At 66.0% G+C, this 6,044-nt stretch carries 6 protein-coding genes; 3 read left to right on the forward strand and 3 right to left on the reverse strand.

The genetic code is table 11. The features are described from left to right. Positions 1 to 3: 3 nt before the first annotated feature. From AC1VXC_RS16860 to AC1VXC_RS16870, 3 genes are read right to left on the reverse strand one after another with little or no spacing between them, the layout of a single operon-like run. Entirely contained in the window at positions 4 to 540 is a 537-nt protein-coding gene (locus AC1VXC_RS16860) for a TRAP transporter small permease (RefSeq protein WP_481538334.1), read from the reverse strand. Between the two features lie 13 nt (positions 541 to 553). Next, positions 554 to 1,558, reverse strand: a complete 1,005-nt coding sequence (locus AC1VXC_RS16865; RefSeq protein ID WP_313493933.1) for a TRAP transporter substrate-binding protein — start codon at positions 1,556 to 1,558, stop codon at positions 554 to 556. A gap of 37 nt (positions 1,559 to 1,595) precedes the next feature. Beyond that, positions 1,596 to 2,423 carry a 2-keto-4-pentenoate hydratase gene (locus AC1VXC_RS16870; RefSeq protein WP_313493932.1) on the reverse strand — a complete coding sequence of 276 codons (828 nt, stop codon included), beginning with the start codon at positions 2,421 to 2,423 and terminating at the stop codon, positions 1,596 to 1,598. 140 nt (positions 2,424 to 2,563) lie between these two features. Between AC1VXC_RS16870 and AC1VXC_RS16875 the strand changes: the two genes are divergently transcribed. The 3 genes from AC1VXC_RS16875 to AC1VXC_RS16885 all read left to right on the forward strand — a co-directional run bounded on the left by AC1VXC_RS16875 (position 2,564) and on the right by AC1VXC_RS16885 (position 5,872). Next, positions 2,564 to 3,547, forward strand: a complete 984-nt coding sequence (locus tag AC1VXC_RS16875) for an alpha/beta hydrolase (RefSeq protein WP_313493931.1) — start codon at positions 2,564 to 2,566, stop codon at positions 3,545 to 3,547. 73 nt (positions 3,548 to 3,620) lie between these two features. After that, on the forward strand, positions 3,621 to 5,225 hold the full coding sequence (locus AC1VXC_RS16880; RefSeq protein ID WP_481538335.1) for a carboxylesterase/lipase family protein: 1,605 nt from the start codon (positions 3,621 to 3,623) through the stop codon (positions 5,223 to 5,225). A 56-nt stretch (positions 5,226 to 5,281) separates the two neighbouring features. Next, complete coding sequence (locus AC1VXC_RS16885) at positions 5,282 to 5,872, forward strand: cysteine dioxygenase family protein (RefSeq protein ID WP_481538336.1); 591 nt, start codon at positions 5,282 to 5,284, stop codon at positions 5,870 to 5,872. Positions 5,873 to 6,044: the final 172 nt, after the last annotated feature.

A 6,044-nucleotide genomic window follows, 5' to 3' on the forward strand; every position in this document is an offset into this window, starting at 1 on the left:
GACTCAGCGGTCCCCTTCAGCAGCGTTGGCAGCGGTGCCGGCGCCAACGCGCAGCGACAACAGCAGGCGATTGAGTGCGAACACCGCCATCAGTGCACCACCGATGCTCAGCGGCAGGTAGTTCACGCTCTGCGGCAGGTTGGCACCGGCGGTCTTGATGTGCAGGCCGTCCAGCCACAACACCCAACCCCACCAGGCGAGGAAGCCGCCGATGGTGCCGACGATCAGCGGCACCAGCGCATCGATCAGCCGCTTGACCAGCGGGTGCATCTGCTCGGCCAACAGGAAGAAACCGAAATGGCGGTTGGTATACACACCGGCTGCCGCGCCCATGCTCATCGTCGTGCTCAGCAGCAATAGCGTGACCGGCTCGGTCCAGCTCGGCGAATCATTGATCACATAGCGGGCGAAGACCTGCCAGCCCTGCACCACCACCAGCCCGAGCAGGGCGGCGACAGCGATATAGATGACCACGTCGGCAACTTTTTCCAGCACGCGCTGGAGTCCTGCCGGCGCCGCTTGTACGTTGGAATCAGACATCGGTACGGCCCCCTCAGGCGAAGTCGCGGATGCGACGGTGCAGCGCGGCGATATCGGCCTGCTGCAGGTAGTCACGCAGCAGCGGTTCGGCAGCGGCGCGGAACGCCGGCATGTCGACCGCGTTCGACTTCACACCGGCAGCCAGTACCGCCTCGCGGGCCTTGTCTTCGGATGCGTCCCAGGCGGTGCGCATCACCTGCACCGATTGCCGCGCCAGGTCGATCACCAGGCGGCGATCTGATGGCGTCAATGCATCCAGGCTGCGACGCGACATCAGCAGGATGTCCGGCGCGTACGAGTGCTGGCTTTCCGACCAGTAATGCGCGGCCTCGAAATGACGGCTGGAATGGAAGCTGCGCATGTTGTTCTCGGCGCCGTCGATCATGTGCGTCTCCATGCCGGAGAACGTGTCGCCCAGCGACATCGGCGTGGGATTGGCACCGAACAGGCGCATCAGCTGCAGGAAGATGTCCGAGCTGGCCACGCGCAGCTTCAAGCCATGCAGGTCCTTGGGGGTGATGATCGGGTGCTTGGTGTTGTAGAAGCTGCGCGCACCGGAGTCGTAGACCGCCAGGCCGACCAGTTCGCGGCTCTCAAAGCCCTGCAGCACCGCATCGGCGATACCGCCATCGAGCGCGCGGCGCATATGTTCGACGGAGTCGAAGACATACGGCAGGCACAGCGCGCGCGTCAGCGGGAACGCGTTGTTGAGCGCGCCGGAATAGACGCGGGTGATGTCGATGGCGCCGAAGCGGGCCATGTCGATCGCCTCGGACTCGCGGCCGAGCTGGCCGGAGTGGAACTGGTTCAAACCCAGGCGGCCACCGGTTTCGCGCAGCAGCTGTTCGCCGATCCACTTCACTGCGGTGACCGTCGGATAGTCGGCCACGTGCACATCGGTGGCGGTCAGCAGCTGACTGCCGCCGGCCGCACCCTTGCCACCGCCAGAGCAGGCGGCGAGCACCGGCATGGCCAATGCCCCCATGCCGGTCTTGAGAAAGCCTCTTCGAGTAACCATAGCGCCCTCCAACGCGTTGCTACCGTGGCGGCCGGGATTACCCGGCCGGCACGGCCTTGCAGGAAATGTCGCCGTATCCGGCGAAGCGAATCAATGCTTGTTGGCCCACGGCTATGTCGTGGATGCCGGTGGCATTGCCGGTAGCGATCAGCTCGCCCTTCTTCAGCGGCCGACCACGCTTGGCCGAACGCGACAGCGCGAAGGCGTAGGCCGCGCGCAGGCCGCCGGGCAGGGTGGTGGCGCCACCGGTGCCGACCACCACGCCATCTATCTCGGTCTGCGCACGCAGCTCCGGTTCGTCGCAGCGGGTCCAGTTCGGCACTTCGCCGCCCAGTACCAGGCCGTTGTTGTTGCCGAAATCGCAAACCACCACGCGCGGGCCGAGCACATTGATGGTCTTCAGCGGGCTGCTGGCGACTTCCACGCCGATATGGAGCTTGGCCGGCAGCGCTTCGGCTTCTTCCGGGGTCCAGTCGAGCTTGTCGGCCGGGGCATCGGCGAGCAGTTCCAGCACGTATTCGGCCTCCACCGCGGCAAAGCCACCTGCGGCTGCAAATACGGGGATCTCCACGATGCTACCGGTAGCATTCCAGAGATTGCGTTTGAAGATCGGCCCGAGCAGGCGGTCGTCGCCGGAGCTGTCGCGGCGCTCGGCGGCGATGTAGCCGACCTTCCAGCCGACCACGCTGTCATCCCAGCGGCCGATCGCCAGGTCCTGCACCTGGTAGGCAGTGACCAGATCGTCCGGGATGGTCCCGGGGAAATCCGGAAGCGAACGGCCATCGCGGCGTGCTTCCACAAAGGTGCGGGCAATCTCGTCCAGCGCGGCTGGCGCCTGCGGCTGGCTGCCTTGGTCGTTGCTCAAGTGCGTCTCCTGGTGACTTTGCTGCACTGCCCATCGACAGTGCTGTGACTGGCTGTATAAGGTAAACCGGTGTCATCTGACAATGTGCACCGCACCAGAAGCTGTACCACGCCCTCGGCCCAGACCTGACCGCACCGCCCATGATTCGACTGAAACCTTTGCTGCAGCTGGCTTTCGCCATTTTTTTTGGGCTGCTTCCCGCTACCGTGTTGGCCAACACCGATGGTGAACCCGCAGCGGGGTCGGCCGACCGTATCGCGCTATGGCCGCAGGGTATGGCACCGGGGGACAAACCGCTGGCGCAAGCGCAGCGCATCGTCGAGCGCAGCAGCGATCCGGCGTTGCCAGACCGCTATATCGACCATGTCAGCGCGCCCTATCTGGTGGCGTATCGCCCGACCAAGCCCAATGGCAGCGCCTTGCTGGTGGTCCCCGGCGGCGGCTACCAACGCGTTGTGCTGGACAAGGAGGGCACGGCACTGGTGCCCGCCCTGGTGGAGCAGGGCGGCGTGACCCTGTTCGTGTTGCGCTACCGGCTGCCGGGCGAAGGCCGTGCCGACCGCGAAGCGGCGCTGGCCGATGCGCAGCGTGCACTGCGGCTGATCCGTCACCGCGCCACGGACTGGGGCCTGGACCCGCAGCGTATCGGCACGATGGGTTTCTCGGCCGGCGGCCACCTGGCCGCGCGGTTGGGAAACGGCTTTGACCGCAATGTCTATCCACACAGCGACGCAATCGACGCGGAAAGCGCACGCCCCGACTTCCAGCTGCTGATCTACCCGGTCATCACGATGCGCGGCGACGACGTGCATGCAGGCTCACGCGACCGCCTGCTCGGCAGCGCGCCCATCGACGAACTGCTGCAGCAATACTCGATGCAGCTGCAGGTCCGCACGGATACACCACCAAGCTTCCTGCTGCACGCTGCCGATGACGACGTCGTACCGGTAGGCAACAGCCTGCTGTTCTACGACAGCCTGCGCAGCGCAAAGATCAGCAGCGAAATGCATCTGTTCCCGCACGGCGGCCACGGTTTCGGCACACGCGGCACAGCGGGCCTCACAACAGCGGCATGGCCACAACTGGCCCTGAGCTGGATGGCATCGCAACAGCCCCGCCGCTAAAGCCCCTCTCCCTCCGGGAGAGGGGTTGCGGAGAGGGCGAAGCGCGCCCAATCCCGCTACCCAGGAAAGCACCATGCCCCAACACCCAAACAATCCCGCCCGCCGCAGCTTCCTCCAGCAAACCACCCTGCTGGCCACGGCAACCAGCCTTGCAACCCTCAGCAACTCCAGCTGGGCCAACACCCTAGCAAGCCCCATCGCCCGCACCCGCAGCGGCCGCCTGGCCGGCCAGACCGAGAACGGTACGCACGTATTCCGCGGCATCCCCTACGGCGCCGACACCGCGCCACGCCGCTTCCAGTCCGCCCTGCAGGAACACCCCTGGCGCGGCATACGTGATGCGCTCGACTACGGAGCAGCTGCCCCGCAAACCGGCAGCGAAGGCCCGGGCAGCGAAGACTGCCTCTACCTCAACGTGTGGACGCCAGCACTGCGTGACGGCGGCAAGCGGCCAATCCTGTTCTATATCCACGGCGGCGCCTACAACAACGGCTCCGGCAGCGACCCGCTGTACGATGGCGGCAACCTGAGCCGACGCGGCGACGTGGTGGTGGTGACGGTCAACCACCGCCTCAATCTGTTCGGCTATCTGTACTTGGCCCAGCTCGGCGACGAGACCTTCGCCGACTCCGGCAATGTCGGCCAGCTCGACCTGATCCAGGCGCTGCAATGGGTGCGCCAGCACGCCGCCGAATTTGGCGGTGATGCCGACAACGTCACCGTGTTCGGCCAGTCAGGCGGTGGCGCCAAGATCGCCACGCTGATGGCGATGCCGGCAGCCAAGGGCCTGTTCCACCGCGCCTGGACGATGAGCGGCCAGCAGGCCACCGCCGCCGGCCCGCGCGCGGCCACACAACGCGCGCAGCTGGTGCTCGATCACCTCAAGGCCGATCCCGAGGCATTGCGGCGCATGCCGATGCAGCAACTGCTGGAGGCAGTGAAAGTGCGCGATCCCTCGCGCGTGGAGAACAGCAGCCTCTACGTCGGCCCGGTGCTGGACGCACGCAACCTGCCGGTGCATCCGTTCTGGCCGCAGGCGCCGCAGCAATCGGCGACGATCCCGATGGTGATCGGCAACACCCACGACGAAACCCGTGCCTTCCTCGGCAACGACCCGAAGAATTTCGAGCTGAGCTGGGAGGAATTGCCGGCCAAGCTCGAAGCCCAGCAATACGTGGACTTGCTGCCTTCGGTGGTGATCGCCGAATACCGCCGCCTGTATCCGCAGTACACACCGTCGGACGTGTTCTTCGCCGCCACCACCGCTGGCCGCTCCTGGCGCGGTGCGGTGGAAGAACTGGAAGCGCGTGCGCGCCAGGGCGCACCGACCTGGGCGTACCAGCTGGACGGTTACGACCGCGATGGCGACGCCGCCAGGCTGCGTGCCTTCCATACCTTGGACATCCCGCTGGTGTTCCACAACAACCGCCAGCCCGGCTCGCGCACCGGCAACGGTGCGGCGATGCAGCAGCTTGCCGACACCATGAGTGATGCCTTGCTGGCCTTCGCACGGCACGGCGATCCGAACCACGCCGGACTGCCGCAGTGGCAGCAATACGGTCTGGAACGCCGACAAACAATGCTGTTCGATACACAAAGCCGGCAGATGGACGACCCACGCGGCGGCGAACGTCGGGTTTATCAGCAGGCGCCCTTCATCCAGCGCGGCACCTTCTGAGCTGGTCGGCAGATAATTTCAACGGAATCTTTACCTGCCTTGCCTAGACTGCGGCGATGACATTGCAATCGCCGCATCCCGAATTCGCCGGCCGCCAGCGCCTGCTGGACGGTATCGACGCCGCCTTGCAGGCCAGCGATACCCACAGCACGGTCGCCCAGGTGCAGGCCGTGCTGGAACGCGCCATCCGCGATCCACAGATCGTGCTGCCGGCCTGCGTGCACGCACCGGTGCATGACCACTACGCGCGCCGCGAGATCTACCGCAGCCCGGAACATGGCTACAGCATCATCGCCATGACCTGGGGGCCGGGACAGGGCACGCCACTGCATGACCACGATGGCCTGTGGTGCGTGGAGGGCGTATGGCAGGGCACGCTGGAGATCACCCCATACCGGATGCTGGGGCGCGATGGTGAGCGTTACCAGTTCGCGCCACGCGAGTGCCTGCACGGCTGCAAGGGCAGCGCTGGCAACCTGATCCCGCCGGATGAATTCCACACGCTGCGCAACAGCGACGCCGAACGGATTGCGATCTCGGTGCACGTCTACCAGCGCGTGATGGAGCGCAGCCACGTGTTCCAGCCTATCGATGACGCACCACGCTGGTATGCGCGTGAATGCAGGGAGTTGGGCCTGGACGCGTGAGCCGGCGGCTTTTGTAGGAGCGGCGTAAGCCGCGAAGCCGGCAATCCAACCAACGCCGGTAGTGGGGGGCCCAGGGCGGGTGCCGGCCGTTTGCGTTTTGGCGGTTGCGCGGAAGCGGGGCGGTCGCGTCGTTAAAATCCCACAACCGGCGGGGGTGGGGGGGGTGTGGCAC

This window comes from Stenotrophomonas sp. STEN033, from assembly GCF_056856655.1.